General features: G+C 63.4%; 16 protein-coding genes. 13 read left to right on the top strand and 3 right to left on the bottom strand.

The features are described 5' to 3' along the window. Nucleotides 1-352 precede the first annotated feature (352 nt). Nucleotides 353-1,255: a LysR family transcriptional regulator gene (locus tag BMW87_RS32350; protein ID WP_093082186.1), complete on the bottom strand. Its 903-nt coding sequence runs from the start codon at nucleotides 1,253-1,255 to the stop codon at nucleotides 353-355. A gap of 116 nt (nucleotides 1,256-1,371) precedes the next feature. On the opposite strand from BMW87_RS32350, the gene mdlC reads away from it, so the two are divergent. The 7 genes from mdlC (at nucleotide 1,372) to BMW87_RS32315 (ending at nucleotide 10,657) form a co-directional block, all read left to right on the top strand. Then, a complete protein-coding gene (mdlC, locus tag BMW87_RS32345) occupies nucleotides 1,372-2,994 on the top strand; it encodes a benzoylformate decarboxylase (RefSeq protein ID WP_093082184.1) in 1,623 nt (540 codons plus the stop codon). A gap of 67 nt (nucleotides 2,995-3,061) precedes the next feature. Next, nucleotides 3,062-4,510: an aldehyde dehydrogenase gene (locus BMW87_RS32340; protein ID WP_093082181.1), complete on the top strand. Its 1,449-nt coding sequence runs from the start codon at nucleotides 3,062-3,064 to the stop codon at nucleotides 4,508-4,510. A 106-nt stretch (nucleotides 4,511-4,616) separates the two neighbouring features. Then, nucleotides 4,617-5,594 (top strand): Bug family tripartite tricarboxylate transporter substrate binding protein, encoded by a 978-nt coding sequence (locus BMW87_RS32335; RefSeq protein WP_093082179.1) that lies wholly within the window; start codon nucleotides 4,617-4,619, stop codon nucleotides 5,592-5,594. 11 nt (nucleotides 5,595-5,605) lie between these two features. After that, a complete protein-coding gene (pobA, locus tag BMW87_RS32330) occupies nucleotides 5,606-6,796 on the top strand; it encodes a 4-hydroxybenzoate 3-monooxygenase (protein ID WP_093082176.1) in 1,191 nt (396 codons plus the stop codon). 266 nt (nucleotides 6,797-7,062) lie between these two features. Further along, nucleotides 7,063-8,559 carry an indoleacetamide hydrolase gene (iaaH, locus tag BMW87_RS32325; protein ID WP_256217005.1) on the top strand — a complete coding sequence of 499 codons (1,497 nt, stop codon included), beginning with the start codon at nucleotides 7,063-7,065 and terminating at the stop codon, nucleotides 8,557-8,559. After that, the gene (locus tag BMW87_RS32320; RefSeq protein WP_093082171.1) at nucleotides 8,556-9,479 is read left to right on the top strand and encodes a ketopantoate reductase family protein; all 924 of its coding nucleotides are present in this window, start codon (nucleotides 8,556-8,558) and stop codon (nucleotides 9,477-9,479) included. The genes iaaH and BMW87_RS32320 overlap by 4 nt, the downstream gene beginning before the upstream one ends. Before the next feature lie 47 nt (nucleotides 9,480-9,526). Further along, on the top strand, nucleotides 9,527-10,657 hold the full coding sequence (locus BMW87_RS32315; RefSeq protein ID WP_093082169.1) for an alpha-hydroxy acid oxidase: 1,131 nt from the start codon (nucleotides 9,527-9,529) through the stop codon (nucleotides 10,655-10,657). Between the two features lie 4 nt (nucleotides 10,658-10,661). On the opposite strand, the gene BMW87_RS32310 is transcribed toward BMW87_RS32315, so the two are convergent. Then, the gene (locus BMW87_RS32310; protein WP_177192896.1) at nucleotides 10,662-11,642 is read right to left on the bottom strand and encodes an AraC-like ligand-binding domain-containing protein; all 981 of its coding nucleotides are present in this window, start codon (nucleotides 11,640-11,642) and stop codon (nucleotides 10,662-10,664) included. Between the two features lie 270 nt (nucleotides 11,643-11,912). Here BMW87_RS32310 and BMW87_RS32305 point away from each other — a divergent pair, with 270 nt between their 5' ends. From BMW87_RS32305 to BMW87_RS32280, 6 genes are read left to right on the top strand one after another with little or no spacing between them, the layout of a single operon-like run. Beyond that, complete coding sequence (locus BMW87_RS32305; protein WP_256217002.1) at nucleotides 11,913-13,226, top strand: ABC transporter substrate-binding protein; 1,314 nt, start codon at nucleotides 11,913-11,915, stop codon at nucleotides 13,224-13,226. Between the two features lie 9 nt (nucleotides 13,227-13,235). Further along, on the top strand, nucleotides 13,236-13,979 hold the full coding sequence (locus BMW87_RS32300) for an ABC transporter ATP-binding protein (RefSeq protein ID WP_093082161.1): 744 nt from the start codon (nucleotides 13,236-13,238) through the stop codon (nucleotides 13,977-13,979). Then, complete coding sequence (locus BMW87_RS32295; RefSeq protein ID WP_093082159.1) at nucleotides 13,966-14,658, top strand: ABC transporter ATP-binding protein; 693 nt, start codon at nucleotides 13,966-13,968, stop codon at nucleotides 14,656-14,658. Before BMW87_RS32300 ends, BMW87_RS32295 begins: the two co-directional genes overlap by 14 nt. 1 nt (nucleotide 14,659) lies before the next feature. Further along, a complete protein-coding gene (locus tag BMW87_RS32290; RefSeq protein ID WP_093082156.1) occupies nucleotides 14,660-15,526 on the top strand; it encodes a branched-chain amino acid ABC transporter permease in 867 nt (288 codons plus the stop codon). Further along, a complete protein-coding gene (locus BMW87_RS32285) occupies nucleotides 15,523-16,527 on the top strand; it encodes a branched-chain amino acid ABC transporter permease (protein WP_256217001.1) in 1,005 nt (334 codons plus the stop codon). Before BMW87_RS32290 ends, BMW87_RS32285 begins: the two co-directional genes overlap by 4 nt. Nucleotides 16,528-16,574: 47 nt before the next feature. Beyond that, nucleotides 16,575-17,588 carry a nitrilase gene (locus tag BMW87_RS32280; RefSeq protein WP_093082153.1) on the top strand — a complete coding sequence of 338 codons (1,014 nt, stop codon included), beginning with the start codon at nucleotides 16,575-16,577 and terminating at the stop codon, nucleotides 17,586-17,588. Nucleotides 17,589-17,674: 86 nt separating this feature from the next. On the opposite strand, the gene BMW87_RS32275 is transcribed toward BMW87_RS32280, so the two are convergent. Further along, nucleotides 17,675-18,322 (bottom strand): site-specific integrase (locus BMW87_RS32275; protein ID WP_143062644.1); only part of this gene is annotated, 648 nt, incomplete at its 5' end.

The following is an 18,322-nucleotide window of genomic DNA, read 5'->3' as shown; positions in this document are numbered from 1 at the left end:
TGGAATAGTGCACGGCTCATCGCGATCGGCTCTGCTGAGCACATGGGCCGCGGCTTGTGGTGGTGAGTCGTCGGGCACGTCGACAGCAGCGCTCGTTGCAGGCACACCCGCCACTGCACCTGCAACCGCGTTTGAACCCGCATCCGCCTAGGCCTCCACCTGGAAGAGCATGAAGTTCGGCGGCGGCTACGTCGGCGCATCGATTGCAGTTGCCACGAGACGAAAGAGGCCTTTTGCGGGACGCCCAACCCCACCTGACGCTACATCTTTCTAGGCGTCTGCAGTTGCTGGCTTTGAGGGGGACCAATCGGGACGTGCGGGCGCCGCTCAGCATTTTTCACTTGATGCTTCTTCAAGCCGCTGTCAGTGCACGAAGCTCTTCTAGAAGCTTGGTCGAAGGACCCGGCAGCATGCCCGCCCGCCTCCGGAAGGCTGTCAATATCCTCTTGTCGCTTGCGCCAGGGATATCGAGGGCATCGATCAGCCCGGCCTTTCGCTCCGCGTCGTACATCGGCGCCGGCATCCACCCGAGAAAACCCGAGTGGCCGATCAAGCTCTTGAGCGCCATGACCGAGCGGGTCTCGACGACCACGTTGGGCAGCGCAAGGTTCTGCCGCGCAAACACGCTCTTCATGTGCTCGAACGGTCCCGTCCCCTTTGGAAGGATCGCCCAGCGCTCGGCCAGAGTGTCTGACAGCTTCAGCTTCGGTTTCTTGCGCAGCGGGTGGTGACGGCCCGCGACGACGTAGCTGGTGTCTTCCCATCGGCAGTCCTTGACCGCAACGATCTCGCCCGTGTCCTCGGTGTCGACCCCGAGCGCCAGGTCGATCTCGTGCGAGACGAGCGCGTCGGCCAGTCGATCCCATACGCCTTCGATGATCTGAACCTGAAGGTTCGGCCATTTCTTGCAAGTTCGGCCAATGGCCAAGGGAAGCACAAGGCAAGCGATGCTCCCAACTGCACCCACGCGGATGGTGCCCTTCGCCAGCCCGAGCATGGCCTTGATGTTCTCGCTCGCGTGCTCCGATTCGCGCTGCAGCAGCAATGCATGCGGCTGCAGCGCCCGGCCCACATCGGTAAGTTGCATTCCCTTCGAATGGCGCTCGAACAGCGGTGCTCCGGCTTGCTCTTCCAATCTGCGAATCGTGCGACTCAGCGCAGGTTGAGTGATGTTCAGCGCATCGGCGGCTCGCCCAAGGCTGCCCGACGAGACGATGGCGTTGAAAGCGACGAGCTGTTGCAGATCAAAAGTCATGCATGACGGTAATGACTTTTTCTCGAAAAGGCAATTTTCAAGATGGGTGTGCGGTTTCACACTCCCGCCATCGAGACAGCATTGCGAGTTCGCGGTGCACAGCAGGAGAGCACGAAATGACCGCACCCGTACCGCACGCCGTCGTCGCAAAGGCCACGCAGCCAGCAAACACCATCACCGTCCGCGAGGCCGTGTTCGACCTGATGCGCCGCTTCGGAATGACCTCCGTGTTCGCGAATCCCGGGTCGACCGAGCTTCCGATGTTCCGCGACTTCCCGAGCGATTTCCGCTACATCCTCGGTCTGCAGGAAGCCTGCGTGGTCGGCATGGCAGACGGCTACGCGCAGGCGACTCGAAACGCTGCGTTCGTGAACCTTCACTCGGCTGCCGGCGTGGGCAACGCCATGGGCAACATCTTCACCGCCTACAAGAACCGCACGCCCATGGTGATCACGGCCGGGCAGCAGGCGCGTTCGATCCTTCCCTTCGACCCGTTCCTGTCTTCGGCCCAGGCGACCGAACTGCCGAAGCCCTACGTCAAATGGAGCATCGAGCCTGCCCGTGCAGAAGACGTGCCGCTTGCGATTGCCCGGGCCTACTACCTGGCCATGATTCCGCCTTGCGGCCCGGTCCTGGTTTCGGTGCCCGTCGACGACTGGGACCAACGCGCCGAGTTGGTTCCGACCCGCGTCGTGAGCACGCGAACGCGCGCGCAGCCCGAACTCATTGCCCGGATCTCGGCTGCGCTGGAAGCCAGCGAGCGCCCGGCCTTCGTGGTGGGCGCTGCAGCCGACCGGGACGGCGCGTGGAACGAAGTCGTCGCACTGGCAGAGGCTCACAACGCACACGTGTGGGTCGCTCCGATGTCCGGGCGCTGCAGCTTTCCGGAAGACCATCGCCTGTTCGCCGGTTTCCTTCCGGCAATGCGCGAGCGCATCGTCGAATTGCTCGAGGGCCACGATCTCATCCTGGCCATCGGCGCGCCGGCATTCGCTTATCACGTCGAAGGCGCGGGACCCCATGTGCCTGCCGGCGCGGCCCTCTGCCAGTTGACCGAGGACCCCGATACGGCAGCCTGGGCGCCTGTCGGCATCTCGGCTGTCGGCAGCATCCGGCTGGGTGTGCTCGACCTGCTGGCCCTGCCGCCGAAGAAGGCCCGTCCGCTTCCCCCTTCGAGAAAGGCCGCGCCCCGCGCAGAGCCGACGCCGTTGATGTCGGTGGCTTACGTGCTCCAAACGCTCGCCGAAGCAAAAAGGCCGGAAGACATCGTGGTCGAAGAGGCACCGAGCGCAAGGCCGGTGATGCAGGCCCATCTGCCCTTCACACGCAGCGAAACCTTCTACACGATGGACAGCGGTGGCCTCGGCTACGGCATGCCCGCATCCGTGGGCGTTGCCTTGGGCAAACCGCGAAGCCGGGTCGTCTGCCTGATCGGTGACGGATCCAGCATGTATTCCATCCAGGCGCTTTGGAGCGCGGCGCAGAACAAGCTGCCGATCACCTTCGTGATCCTGAACAACCGCCGCTACGCCGCACTCCAGGACTTCGCACCGGTATTCGGTTTTTCGCCCACCGATGTCGTGCAGGGCACCGAACTCCCGGACCTCGACTTCCAGTCGCTGGCCAAAGGGATGGGATGCGCAGCATTGCGCGTGACCGATCCGGCCGATCTGCGCAAGGCACTCGATGAAGGCTTGTCCAGTGACACGCCATGCGTCGTAGAGGTTCGAGTCGCCTGACCTTGCCAATCATTCGCCGTTCCAACGGACGACGCATTCTTTCAAACCACCTTACGGAGACAAGCCGATGAAGATTTCGATGCTGATCAATGGCGAGCCCACGAACGCTCGCAACGGCGCAACCTTTGAGCGGCGCAACCCCCTGGACGGCAGCGTGGCCACCACCGCACCCGCGGCCACGACGGAAGACGCCGTTGCCGCCGTGGATGCCGCGGCCGAGGCCTTCAAGACCTGGTCGACCACAGGGCCCGGCGAACGCCGCGCGCTGCTCATGAAGGCATCGCATGCGCTGGAAGCCAAGGCAGAGGCCTTTGCCGCAGTCGTCGCCGCCGAGACGGGCGCATCGGCAATCTGGGCAGGCTTCAACGTCCACCTGGCGGCAGGCATGCTGCTGGAGGCCGCGTCGCTCACGACCCAGATCAGCGGCGAGGTCATCCCCTCGGATGTACCGGGCAATCTGGCGATGGCCGTGCGGCAGCCGGCCGGCGTCGTTCTGGGCATTGCGCCCTGGAACGCGCCCGTGATCCTGGCCGTGCGTGCCATCGCGACGCCCCTGGCTTGCGGCAATACCGTCGTTCTCAAGGGCAGCGAAATCTGTCCAGCCACCCATGGGTTGATCGTCGAGGCGCTGCAAGAGGCCGGCTTCCCCAAGGGCGTGGTGAACTTCGTGACCAACGCGCCTGCCGACGCTGCTGCGGTCGTCGAAGCGATGGTTGCGCACCCTGCAGTCCGGCGCGTCAACTTCACGGGCTCGACGCACGTCGGCAAGCTCATCGCCGCCACCTGTGCCAAGTACCTCAAGCCCGTTGTGCTCGAGCTCGGCGGCAAGGCCCCCCTGGTCATCCTGGACGATGCCGACGTCGACGCCGCCGTCAACGCAGCGGTGTTCGGGGCATTTGCCAATTCGGGACAGATCTGCATGTCGACAGAACGCGTCGTCGTCGACGAAAGCATCGCCGATGAATTCGTCGCCAAGCTCGGCGCGCGGGCCGCGAGTCTTCCGCTGGGCGACCCGCGGCTGGGGCCCGTCGTGCTTGGTTCGGTGGTGGACATGGGCACGGTCAACCGCTGCAACGAACTGATCGACGACGCGCTTTCCAAGGGCGCCACGCTCGTCACCGGCGGCAAGGCGAAGGACACGCTGATGCCCGCGACGCTGCTCGATCACGTCACGTCGGAAATGCGCATCTTCCGGGAGGAGGCTTTTGGCCCCGTAAAAGGCATCGTTCGCGTCAAAGGTGTCGAAGCTGCCATTGCCTGCGCCAACGACAACGAGTACGGCCTTGCGGCCGCGGTGTTCGGCCGGGATGTGGCGCGAGCCATTCAGGTGGCAGGGCGCATCGAGTCGGGCATCTGCCATGTGAATGGACCCACTGTCCACGACGAAGCACAGATGCCGTTCGGTGGCGTCAAGGGCAGCGGTATCGGCCGCTTCGGCGGAAAGGCCGGCGTGGACGCCTTCACCGAACTGCGTTGGCTGACCGTGCAGACCACGCCGCGCCAATACCCGTTCTAGGAAACGCACAAGCGCACACGCGTCCTTGTCGGACGCCATGTCACTTCGGTGATGCGCCGAGGTGAACGAGCCGCTGTATCCCGATTTTTAAAACTGGAGACAAGAAATGAAGTTTTGCTCGATGAGCCGCCGGCTTCTCGCCTGCACCCTGATCGGCCTGGGCGTCGCGCCTTTCGTCGCGCTTGCACAAGATCAAAAGCCGATCGAATGGGTTGTCGGCTATGCCGCTGGCGGCGGCTCCGACACCGTGGCACGAACGATTGCCGAGGAGATGGGCAAGTCGTTGAAGCGCACGATTATCGTGAGCAACAAGCCTGGCGCCGCAACCAACATCGCCGCTGACTATGTTGCGAAATCCAGGGACTACGGGAACATCATGTTCACCGCCGACTTCGCCACGCTGGCGGCCAATCCCGCGCTGTTCGTCAAGCTGCCCTACGACGCGGAGAGGGACTTCATGCCGGTCGGCATGCTTGCACGCTTTCCGCTCTTGCTTGTCGTTCATCCGAGCAACCCGGCCAACAACCTGAAAGAGTTCATCGCGTGGGCCAAAGCCAACCCGAACGGTGCGAACTTCGCATCGGCGGGTGCCGGCAGTCCCCAGCACCTGGCCGCGGAGCTGTTCAAGGAACGCACCGGTCTCGCGCTGCAGCATGTGGCCTATCGCGGCGGCGCACCGGCGGTCATTGATCTCGTAGGCGGCCAGGTTCCCTTCGCGCTCATGGACAGCGCCACGGTCCAGCAGTACGTGATGTCGGGCAAGCTCAAGGCGCTTGGCGTGGCCAGCAAGGAACGCCTGAAGAACTTCCCCGACGTTCCGACGCTTTCCGAGCAGGGGCTGACCGGTTTCGATGCGTCTGCCTGGCAGGGCCTGGTCGTTCCCAAGGGAACCCCGCCCGAGACCATCGCCGCCCTCAGCAAGACGCTGCAGGCCGCGCTCGCCTCCACGCCGGTGAAGGCGCGGCTGGAAACGTTGTCGCTCGAAGCATTGCCGGGTACGCCGGAGCAGATGACTTCTTACGTGCGTGCGGAGCGCGACCGATGGGGCGCGGTGATCCGCAAGAACCAGATCCGCCTCGACTGAAGGGCCAGGTCATGAAAACGCAAGTCGCAATCATCGGAGCAGGCCCTGCAGGGCTGATGCTCTCCCACATCCTCCACCTCCAGGGCATCGAGTCGATCGTCCTGGAGACGCGCAGCCGCGAGGCGATCGAGGCCACGATCCGCGCGGGTGTGCTGGAGCAGGGCACCGTCGATCTCATGAAAGAGATCGGTGTGGGCGCCCGCATGGAACGCGAGGGCTTTCGGCATGAAGGAACGATCCTGCGTTTTGACGGCATCGATCGCCGCATCGATTTTCCGCAGCTGACCGGCGGCAAGGCCGTGATGGTCTACGCCCAGCATGAGGTCATCAAGGATCTGGTGGAAGCGCGCCTGGCTTCGGGCGGCGACATCCGGTTCGAAGTGTCGGACGTGAGCCTGCATGGGCTGGAGTCCACGTCGCCTAGCGTTCGCTTTCGGCAGCCCGGCGGCGAACTGCAAACCATAGAGGCCGATTTCGTTGCCGGCTGCGACGGCACGCAAGGGGTCAGCCGGCCCTCGATCCCACAAGGTGTGTTGAAGGGCTTCGAGCGACTCTATCCGTTCGGCTGGCTTGGCATCCTCTGCAAGGCGCCGCCCTCATCCGACGAGTTGATCTACGCACTGAGCGACCGCGGCTTTGCGCTCGTCAGCACCCGTTCGCCCGAAGTGCAGCGCATGTACCTTCAATGCGAGCCGACGGACAAGATCGAGAACTGGTCGGACGACCGCATCTGGAGCGAGCTCCGCGCGCGCCTGGCAACTCGCGACGGCTGGGCTCCCATCGACGGAGAGATCTTCAGCAAGACCGTTGTCGGGATGCGCAGCTTCGTGACTGAGCCGATGCAGTACGGCCGTCTTTTCCTGGCAGGGGATGCTGCGCATGTGGTCCCTCCAACGGGTGCCAAAGGTTTGAACCTGGCAGTAGCCGACGTGCGGGTTCTTGCTCGTGCTTTCGCGGAGTTCTACAAGTCAGGCCGGGAAGACCTTCTCGAACGCTACAGCGACACCGCGCTGCGACGCATTTGGAAGGCGCAGCGCTTCTCCTGGTGGATGACCTCGATGCTGCATCGCTTCCCGGGTGCCGATGACTTCCAGCACAAGGTGCAGATCGCGGAACTCGACTACGTCACGGGCTCGCGCGCTGCATCGACCGCCTTGGCGGAGAACTACGTCGGGCTGCCATTCGAGGAACTCGTCGACTGATTCGTGCACGACCGCCATCAAGAGGCGGAAGCAATCGAAGGTCGGGGAAGCCCCGGAGAGCACCTCTCCCGGAACGCCGGCTTTTCGGCGGCAGCCAATCGTTGGCGCTGCACACCCTGAGCGCCAGGCAATGCCGAGCGCTCGTGAGTACTTCCAGGTTTCCGTCCATCAACTTCCATAGGTGTCCAATGTCCATTGAATCTTCACGTCGAGGCTTTCTGAAAGTTTCCAGCGCTGTCACTGCCTCCTCGTTGCTGGGCGGCGTTATGAGTGGTTGCGCTTCCACATCGCTCGGCGGTCTGTCCAAGGCCGATCAACTTGGTTTGACGGCATCGCAGGCGGTGGAGGCCATCAGCACCGGTCGACTTTCAGCCGAGGCGTATGTGACAACGCTTGTTGCCCAGGCCGAAGAGTTGTCCCATCTCAACAGCCTCATCACGCTGAACAAGGCTGGGGCCCTCGCGGCGGCGAAGTCCGTGGATGCCAAGCGCGCCCGTGGCGAGAAACTGCCGCCTCTGGCGGGCTTGCCGATCGTGGTCAAGGACAACATCAACACAAGCGACCTGCCGACCACGGGGGGAACATTCGCGCTGCGCGAGCTTCGCCCCACCGCCAATGCACCGACCCTCCAGAAGCTGCTGGATGCGGGCGTCATCGTGTTCGGCAAGGCGAACATGCACGAGCTTGCGTTCGGCGCCACCAACACGAACCTCTCCGCGTTCGCGGGGATTGCGCGCAACCCCTACGACACCGCGCGCGTACCGGGCGGCTCTTCGGGTGGCACGGGAGCTGCGGTCGCCGCGCGGATCGCGCCGGCCGGCCTGGGCACCGACACCGGTGGCTCGGTGCGAATCCCGGCATCGTTCTGTGGACTGGCCGGCCTGCGTCCTTCGGTAGGAAACGGGGGGCCGGACCGGCGCTACGACGGTACCGGTGTTCTCCCGATCAGCCATACGCGCGACACGATCGGGCCGATAGCCCGGACGATGCAAGATGTCGCGCTGCTCGACGCCGTCATGAGCGGGTCGCCCGTTGCGACACCGGTGCCTCTGTCTGGCTTGCGTCTGGGTGTCCCTGCAAGCTTCTGGTCGGGCATGGACCTGCAGGTGGCCGCAGTCATGGAGCGCGCGAAGGCGCGATTGCTCTCGGCCGGTATCGTCCTGGTCGATGTCGACACGGTGGGTCTGGCCGAGCTCAACAGCAAGGCGGCGTTCCCGATTGCTTTGCATGAAGCGCACGAAGACATCCCGAAGTACCTTGTGGCGACCGGCGCAAAAGGAATCACGCTAGCAGACATTGGCGCCAAAGTCGCAAGTCCCGATGTCAAGGGCGCCATGGGCGCCGTGATGAGCGATGCCGCCGGCGCCGAATACGACGCTGCAATCAGGATCCATCGTCCGCGCATGCAAGCGCTCTATGCCCGCTATTTCGCGGACAACCGGTTGGATGGAATGATTTTCCCTACCACGATCGTGCCGGCTCCCGTGATCGATCCGGTGAACGGATCTTCGAAGATTTCGGTCAATGGCGGCGCGCTCGTCGACACGTTCGGCACCACGATCCGCAACACCGACCCTGGCAGCACGACCGGGATCCCCGGCATTACCTTGCCGGCAGGTCTGACCCCCGCGGGTCTGCCGGTCGGATTGGCAATCGATGGTCCCATTGGCAGCGACCGCAAGCTGGTCGGGATCGGGATGTCCATGGAAACCTTGCTCGGTGTGTTGCCGCCGCCAACCATTTCACAGATGAAGCCATCGTGAAAATCTCGATCGTCGGCGCAGGCGCCATGGGGTCCCTGTTCGGCGGCTTGCTCGCCGAATCAGGCAACGAAGTCACGCTGATCGACGTGAACGACGCGCACATCGGAGCCGTCCGCGCCAAAGGGCTTCGCCTGGCCACTGACAGCGGAGACCGGCAGATCACGGCGCTCAAGGCTCTAAGGTCGGAAGAAGCCGCCGATCTTCCCGATCTGCTCCTGGTGTTCACCAAGACGCTGCACACCAGTGCGGCCCTGTCGGGGGTGCGGCATCTGATCGGACCGGGCGTGCATGTGCTGTCGCTGCAGAACGGCTTGGGCAATGTCGAGAAGATCGCCGGGTTCGCGTCGCCGGAGCGCATCCTGATCGGTGTGACCACGTGGCCGGCGGACTTGGTCGGCCCAGGCCACGTGCACTCGCACGGCAAGGGCGTCGTGCGGCTCATGGCGTCTGATGGAATCGATCGGCCCTTCGTTGCCCAAGTGTCCGAAATGCTCACGAGAGCCGGGCTCGATTGCACCTCGGACGGCACCGTGTGGGCGGCAATCTGGGAGAAGGTCGCGTTCAACGCTGCACTGAACAGCATCTGCGCCGTATCCGGATGCACGGTCGATGAGCTCGGCAAGGTACCCGACGGCAGTCGCCTTGCGAACGACGTCGTCACGGAAGTGCTGTCCGTCGCATTGCGGATGGGCATCGACGTGGACCCTGCCAAATGCCAAGCCAACGTGGCGAGCGCCATCGCGCAACACATCGGCCACAAGCCATCCATGCTGCAGGACATCCTGGCAGGCCGCCGCACCGAGGTCGAGAGCATCAATTGCGCGGTCGTGGCGGCAGCCGATCGCCTGCGCATCAAACTGCCTGTCACGGAGACATTGCTGTCGCTCGTGCGCCTCGCGGAAATGCGCGCCATCGCCTGACGCCGCATCGATACAAGACACGCTCACTGGACCCTTGGGTAACTCTCATGTTGTTGAACATCGAAGACTATCGGCGCCGAGCCCGTTCGGTGCTGCCGCGATTCGTCTATGACTACATCGAAGGATCTGCCGACGATGGACATTGCATGCGGCGGAACGCAGAGGATCTGTCGTCGATCGAGCTCACGCCGCGCGTGTTGCGCGACACCACGCAGGTCGATACGTCGGTCGAGGTCTTCGGCCGGAAATGGGCATTGCCTTTCGGCATTGCGCCTACCGGGCTCAACGGCCTGGTTCGGCCCGAGGGCGACCGCCTGCTGGCGAGCGCGGCCGCTGGTGCGGGGATTCCTTTTTCACTGTCGACCGCCTCCAACATGCGACTGGAGGATGTGCGCGCAGCCGCTTCGGGCGGCATGCAGTGGATGCAGCTGTACGTCATGCACCGCGAGATGGCGAGCCAGATCGTCGAGCGTGCCCAAAAGGACGATTACCAGGCGTTGGTGCTGACCGTGGACGTTCCCGTCAGCGGCAACCGCGAACTCGATCTGCGCAACGGATTCCGCATGCCGTTCCGGCCAACACCGCGCCTAGCCTGGGACCTGGTGAGTCACCCCAGGTGGTCGCTTCGGATGGCCCCGCGCGGCGCACCGGACTTCGCCAATCTGACGTCGTCCGGAAGCGGCGCGGGGTCGACCAGCATGCAGGCGGCGTTGCTGGCTCGCGCCATGGACCGGTCGCTCGTCTGGGAATCCCTCGCCTGGCTGCGTGGACTGTGGAAGGGGCCTCTCCTTCTCAAGGGCGTGCTCCATGCGGACGACGCACGCATGGCGCTCGACCATGGCATCGACGGCCTGATCGTGTCGAACCACGGTGGTCGCCAGAACGATGCGTCGCCTTCGGCGATCTCGGCGCTGCCGCGTGTCGTGCGTGCCGTCGACGGACGCATCCCCGTTTTCATGGACGGCGGAATTCGTCGTGGTGGCGACGTCGCAAAGGCCTTGGCCCTGGGTGCGACGGCTGTGTTCGTGGGTCGGCCCACGCTTTACGGCTTGGCGGCGGGCGGGCAACAGGGCGCTGCGGCCGTCCTGAAAATCCTGGCCGACGAACTTGTCCGCAGCATGACCCTGCTCGGCGCGAGCACAGTGCGCGATCTGTCTGGCTCGCCGGGCGGACGGTGACGCCTCAGGCGGTCGAGGCGGCACCGCTTGCGCGGTACGCGCGGGGCGAGAGGTCGAACCGTTGCCGGAATGCCCGGCTGAAGTGGCTCAGATCGTTGAACCCGTGCGCCATCGCGATCGCGGAGATACCGAGACCGGCGCGCGTCGGATCTTGCAGGTCGGACGCTGCACGTTCCAGACGCCGGCGCCAGATGTACCGCGTCAAGGAGGTGTTCTCGGCTTCGAACAACTTGTTGATATAGCGCGGCGACAAATTCAATGCAGTGCTCACCATCGACGTGCCAAGTTCGCACACGTCGAGATGGCGCTCCACGAAGTCCCTCACGCGCATCAATGCGGTTGCCCGGTATTCCGAGAGCGGCAGCGGCGAGGCCAGGATGACTTCGTCCAAGGCGGCAGCCAGCAGTTCGGTGAAGTTCCTGACCACTTTTTCCGATGTAGCTGGCTCGAGAAGCGAGGCCTGTTTGTTGAAACTGACCAGGTAGCCAAAAAGGATCGGGCACATCTGGCTCGACTCCGCCAAGCTTCTCGCTGTGATGCGATGAATGCTCGCGGCCCGGTGTGCGATGGCTGAACGCGCAAGTTTGATCGTGATGAGCTTGAACGCGTCGTCAAATCTGAGCGAATAAGGACGCTGTGCGTCGCAGACGGCGCCATCGCCAGCCGTCAACACAACGCTTCTTCCGTCCTGCTCCGCCAAGGCTGTGCCCGAGAGCACGAAGTTGAAAATCAGCGACTCTTCGCCAGAACGCGATATGGCCGAAGGCTGACGGGCGACACGGTGCGCGGAAGCTTCGATCTGGGCAACGCTCAACCCCTCAAGACGCGATCCCCTGACGGACGCCTCGAAGGCCATGCCGTCCATGGGCCTGCACTCGAGATCGACCAACGCACGGCACACGACGTCCTGCCAATAGCCGAATTTGTCGTGGTGATCGAAGTCGGCAGTGGAAGCGAGTATCGAGGTGGCAGTTGAGGTCGACATGGCGGCCCGCCTGGGGCTGACGTTGCACTTGCTCGGTGCCCGGGCAACGCAGGCCTGGTGCATTGATCCGGATGTCCGGAGTCTGATTGAAATCATGCAAGGTTGATGCCAAGAAAACCCTAGGTGACTCCTCGGCCGAGCGCATCTGTAGCCCCTGCGAAGGGCCGTTCCAGTCAACTTTTCCGGCCGGGCCAACAAAGTCGCGCGTGCCGGAAAAAAGGAAAGTTGGGCAGGCCTTCGCGGAGGGCTGTAACCGCAACGGAGCGCACCTTGAAGACATCGACTCACATGCAGAACGCCGGCGACACCGGCCTCGTTGGCAACCGCCGCCAGTTGCTTCGCGGCGCGGCGGCGCTCGGCGCGGTAGCGGCCCTTGGCCAGGCCAGTTCGGCTTGGGCGGCCGACAAGGACACGATCAAGATCGGCTACATCAGCCCGAAGACGGGTCCTTTCTCGCCGTTCGCCGAAGCCGATGACTTCATCCTCGATCAGGTGCGCAAGTCGCTTGTGGACGGGCTGACCGTCGGCGGCAAGAAATACAAGGTCGAGATCCTGGCGCGCGACGACCAGAGCAGCCCGGACCGGCAGTCCAACCTGGCGGCCGAGCTCATCAACAAGGAGAACATCGACCTCATGCTGGCGCAGGTGTCGATCGGTCCCAACGCATCGCAGCAATGCGAACTCAATGGCGTTCCCTGCATCTCGACGGTAGGTCCGTGGCAAGCCTGGCTGTTTCCCCTCAAGGGCGATCCGGCCAAGGGCTTCAAGAGCGTCTTCCACTTCTTCTGGGGCCTTGAAGACATCGCCGACGTGTACCTCGACATCTGGTCCGACGTGCCGTCGAACAAGGTCGTCGGATCGGTCTTCAGCAACGACGTGCCGGGCAATGCCATGGGCGACATGAAGCTTGGCATGCCCGGGGCCTTTGCCAAGGCTGGCTACAAGGTCGTGGACATCGGCCGGTTCCCCGCCGGTGCCGACGACTTTTCCTCCTACATCCAGGCCTTCAAGAAAGACAACGTCGAGATCGTCACCGGCCTGTTCAATCCGCCCGAGTGGGCTTCGTTCGTCAAGCAGTCCGCACAGATGAACTTCAAGCCGAAGGTCGCGACTGTGGCCAAGGCCTTGCTCTTCCCCGGCGGGGTCGCTGCGCTCGGCCCGCGCGCCGACGGCATGTCCACCGAGATCTGGTGGACGCCTGCCTACCCGTTCAAGTCGAGCCTCACCGGCCAGACGGCCAAGCAGTTTGCCGATGCCTATACCGCCGCCACGAAGCGCGAGTGGACGCAGCCGTTGGGAGTGGTTCACGCGCTGTTCGAAGCTGGGATCCAGGCGCTCAAGGCCAGTGGCGACCCCAAGGACCCGGTCAAGGTGGCCAACGCTGTGCGCGTGATGAAACACGACACCATCATCGGCAGACTCGACTTCGCATCGAGCGGCATCAAGAACGTCTCCAAGATACGCGTCGTCGGGGGGCAATGGCGAGTGAACGCCGCAGGCAAGCCGGAGCTCTTCATCACGAACAACAAGACTGCGCCCGAGATTCCCGTGCAGCGCAAGTTCGAACTCCTGAAGCTGGCCTGAAGAACTGCCATGCTGCTCGAACTGCGTGACGCAACCAAGCGCTACGGCGACATGATCGTCATCCCGAAGCTCTCGCTTTCCGTAGCGGAGGGCGAATTCATCGGCGTGATCGGTCCCAACGGCGCAGGCAAGAGCACCATGTTTGGGCTCATTTCCGGAAGCACGCGCTGCGACAGCGGCAGCGTGCTTCTAGACGGCATGGACGTCACCACGCTGGACGCGGCGCAGCGGTGCCGCGCGGGCATCGGGCGCACCTTCCAGATTCCGCAGCCGTTCGAAGGCATGACTTCCTATGAAAACGCGTTGGTCGCCGCGACCTTCGGCAGCAGCGGGAACGGGAGTGCCGCACAGGCATTGGCGGTAGACGCGATCGAACGCTGCGGCCTCGCTCCCGTGGCGAACAAGCTGGCAGGCACGCTCACGCTGCTTCAGAGAAAACGCCTCGAGCTCGCGCGTGCGATCTCCACGCAGCCACGCCTGTTGCTGCTCGACGAGGTGGCCGGAGGGCTGACCGACGGCGAGATGCAGCAGCTGCTGCAGCTGATCGTCACGATTCATCAGAGCGGCGTCACCGTTCTCTGGATCGAGCATCTGGTGCACGCCCTGGTTTCGGCAGCGGATCGTCTTGTGGTGCTTGCAAGCGGTGCCGTCATCTGCGATGGCGATCCCCGGTCGGTCATGGACGACCAAACCGTGCGGGACACATACCTCGGCTCCGACATCGGCGAGGAGGTGGACCATGTTGCGCACTGAACGACTCGATGCGTACTACGGACTCTTCCAGGCGTTGTTCGGTCTCACCTTCGAGGTCAAGCCAGGGGAAACAGTGGCCTTGATTGGGTCGAACGGTGCGGGCAAATCGACGCTGCTTCGTTCGATCGTCGGTTCGGTCCGCGCACGCCCCGACGGGGTTCAGCTCGATGGCCGGCCCGTGGGCGGCGACCCGGAGCGCAAGCAGCTCGATCGCGGCATCGCACTGGTGCCGGAAGGCCGACGGTTGTTTCCCAGCCTGACGGTTCGTGAAAACCTTCAGTTGGCAATGCGCAATGGACGCAAGGGGCCATGGACCATCGAGCGCTTGATGAAGGAATTTCCTGTGATGGAAGCATTTCAGCACCGCCCAGCGACGGCCTTGTCGGGCGGTCAGCAGCAGCTCGTGGCGCTCTCTCGTGCGCTGGTCTGCAACCCCAGCTATCTGCTGTGCGACGAGATCTCGCTAGGCCTCTCACCGGTTGCCGTCAACGAGGTTTACGAACTCTTGGGGCGGGCCCGCAGCGATGGCCTGGCCGTCGTGCTGGTGGAGCAGAACGTGAAGCGCGCGCTTTCCGAATCCGATCGCTTCTATTGCATCCAGAAGGGACGCGTGGTGCTGGAAGGAACGTCCGAGCATGCGGACCACGCGCAAGTTGCCCAAGCCTACTTTGGAATCTGACATGCAAGCATTTATCGAGACCATCGCAGGCGGGCTGATGCTCGGTGCGCTCTATGCCCTGTTCGGACTGGGCCTGAGCCTAAGCCTGGGCGTCATGAAGATGATCAACATCGCGCACGGCGATCTGATCGTGCTGGGCGCCTATCTGTGCAGCACCGTGATGCAAGCCTTGGGCGTCGGTCCATTTCTCTCGTTGCTCGCCGTTGTTCCCATGATGTTCGTCATCGGCTATGTGCTGCAACGGGTGTTGCTCAATCGCGTGGTCGGCAGGGGTGCGCTTTCGCCGCTGCTGCTGACGTTCGGCCTCTCGATCGTCGTGCAGAACGTCCTGCAGGAGGTCTATACCGCCGACACGCGCAGCCTTCAGGCCGGCGAGTTCGCCTTGCGAGGATTCGATCTGGGCGGCGTGTCGATAGGCCTGCTGCCGCTCGTCTCGACATTGATCAGTGTGGCCATCTTTGCGGGCACCAGTTGGTTGATCGGTCACTCGCATCTGGGTCGGCAGGCGCGTGCCGTGGCGGACGATCCCGGCACCGCGCGTCTCGTTGGCGTCAATGACCGCAACTTCTTTGCGCTGGTCACCGGCTTTGTCCTGGCCGTGATCGCGCTGGCGTCGGTGATGTACGGCATCCGGACGCCGTTTTCTCCCACGGCGGGCCCCGAGCGCCTGCTGTACTCGTTCGAGGCCGTCGTGCTCGGCGGCCTCGGCAATGTCTGGGGCACGTTCGTCGGCGGCTTGATCATCGGCGTGGCACAGCTCCTTGGTGCCAAGGTGTCGTCGGGCCTTGGTCCCTTCTTCGGGCACCTGGTCTTCTTGATCGCGCTGCTGGCACGTCCACAAGGGCTTTTTGGAAAGGGTTCCCGATGAACTCGGTCGCATTGATGGACGATGGGGCACGGTCCCGCAAAGCGGGGAGGGCGGTGGTTGGCGTCGCGTTGCTCGTCGTGGTGGGCACCTTGGCTTTGGCGCCGTGGTTCACGAGCTTCGCAACGCAACGTCTCCTTGTAGAAATCTTCACCGTCTTCGCGATGGCCCTGGCCTGGAATCTGCTCGCAGGCTACGGCGGACTGGTCGTCGTTGGGCACCAGATGTTCGTCGGCGTGGGGGCCTACGCTCTTTTCGCCCTTTCCAACAGGTTGGGAATCAACCCCTGGTTGATGCTGCCGCTGGCAGCGGCGGCGACCGCGCTTTTCGCACTGCTGAGCGCACTGCCGATGTTTCGGCTCAGCGGCGCCCACTTTGCGGTGGGAACGTGGGTTCTTGCGGAGATGCTGCGAATCCTGACACTCAACAGCGAATGGCTCGGAGCCGGCGGCGGCATGCCGCTCGAGGTACTCGCAAGCTTCGATCGTTGGACACGCAACGCGGGTGTCTATTGGTCGGCGCTGATCACTGGCGTTGGCGCACTCTTTGTCGCCCGCCTGATGCTCAGGGGCCAGCTGGGCCTGGCGCTGATGAGCGTGAGGGATTCGGAGGCTGCTGCGGCCGCATCCGGCGTTTCGATCCAGCGAGCCAAGCTTGCGCTCTGGGTCATTGCGGGATCCATCACCGGGCTCGCAGGAGCCGTGGCCTACATGAACACGCTGCAGGTGACGCCGGATGCGACCTTCTCGTTGAACTGGTCCGCTGCGGCCATCTTCATTGCAGTGCTGGGCGGTATCGGAACACTGGAAGGCCCGATCCTGGGAACGATCCTCTACTTCCTCTTGCGCGAGTCCTTCGCCTCCTACGGCTCCTGGTATTTCATCGGGCTCGGCTCGCTGGCCATCGCCACCATGGTGTTCGCACCTGGCGGCGCCTGGAGCCTCGTCACCCGGCGATGGGCCATCGATCCTTTTGGCGTGCGACGCGACATGCCTCGCCGCTGACCTCATCTCCCCCTTACTTCAGTTCACTTCCGGTCAAGGAAATCCAGATGTCCGAAACAGCATTCAAGGTCGCCGTCGTCCAGGCTTCCCCGGTCTTTCTCGACGCGAAGGCGTCCACGGAAAAGGCCATCGGCCTGATTGCCGAAGCGGGGGCGAACGGCGCCAAGCTCGTGGCCTTTCCCGAGGTCTTCATTCCGGGCTACCCGTGGTGGCTGTGGCTCGGCACGCCTGCATGGGGGATGCAGTTCGTCTCCAGGTACCACGCGAATTCGTTGAGGGCGAACGGGCCCGAGCTGGCTGCAATCGCTGCCGCCGCCAAGGCATCGGACATCAATGTCGTGATCGGTTTTTCCGAGATCGAAGGTGGCTCCCTGTACATCAGCCAGGCGCTCATCAGCGACAAGGGCGAGATGGTGTTCAAGCGCCGAAAGCTGAAACCCACGCACGTCGAGCGCACGTTGTTCGGCGAGGGCGATGGATCGGACTTCCAGGTCGCCGACAGCAGCGTCGGCCGGCTGGGCGCGTTGTGTTGCGCGGAGCACATTCAACCGCTCTCCAAGTACGCGATGTACTCGATGCACGAGCAAGTGCACGTCGCGTCCTGGCCGTCGTTCACGCTGTACCGGGGCAAAGCGTTTGCGCTTGGGCACGAGGTCAACCTTGCCGCCAGCCAGATCTACGCGCTCGAAGGAGGCTGCTATGTGCTTCATTCCAGCGCCGTCACCGGACAGGACATGTTCGACGTGTTGTGCGACACGCCTGAGCGAGCGGAGCTGCTTAATGCCGACGGAGGCAAGCCTGGAGGGGGGTACTCGATGATCTTCGGCCCGGATGGGAAGCCTCTGGCAGCGCACATTCCTCAGAATCAGGAGGGCCTGCTCTACGCAGAAATCGATCTCGCCGACATCGCAGTTGCCAAAGCCGCTTATGACCCATCAGGTCACTACGCTCGAGGCGACGTTGTACGGCTCATGGTCAACAAGAATCCACGCCGGACGAGCATTAGCTTTGGAGAGGACGGAACCGATGGAGCGCAATGGACAGAGGCCAGGCCGGATTGAATCCCTGCACTCCAACGCGCTCTCTGGCTGCGGTTTAGCGCCGTAAGGCCAAACGCGCCTTCGACCTGAACACATGCTCGCAGGCTCTATGCGGGCTTGACTGGCTGGCTGCAGTGTGACCTCGGCCACACGGAGCGCGTCCAGCGCTGTTCGGTCACCAGCACTCCCGACGCAGAGCGTTCGGGATTGCTCCACGTACCCAAAGCGATGTCTGCAGGGGTTGGGCCAGCGGGTAAATCGAGCGAAGGTGGCATGTGCTTTGGCCTGACGCCGCGCAGGTGTTCCGGCCTCAGATGGGTGTATCGCTTGAGCATCTTCCAGTCCTTGTGCCCGGTCACAAGCGCAGCCTGTTCGATTGTGAATCCGGCCTCGAAGAGGCGACTGGCGGCTTCGTGCCGTAGATCATGGAACTTGAGATTCTTGATGCGCAGTTCCTTGCACGCCCGACGGAAGGCCGTACCGACGGAGCGGCCGTTGTACGGAAAGACCAGGCTACTGTTCCCCGAGAACGGTTTCTGCTCCTCGAGAATGGCCCAGGCATCGAATCCGGTGACATCGAGCAATGGCACCTTCTGGTCATTGCCGTTCTTGTCCCGTGGATCTTTCCGGTCACGCACGATCACGGTACGAGCCTTGGCATCGATGTCCTCCCATCGGATGCGGCAGATCTCGTCCTGGCGCATCGCGGTGGCGACCGCGAACCGCATGATTCGCCCCAGGGGGATGATCTGCCG

The organism is Variovorax sp. OV084, assembly GCF_900111625.1.
GTDB lineage: Bacteria > Pseudomonadota > Gammaproteobacteria > Burkholderiales > Burkholderiaceae_C > Variovorax.
Note: the sequence above shows the minus strand (reverse complement) of the source record. Positions and strands in the feature narration are given on the sequence as shown.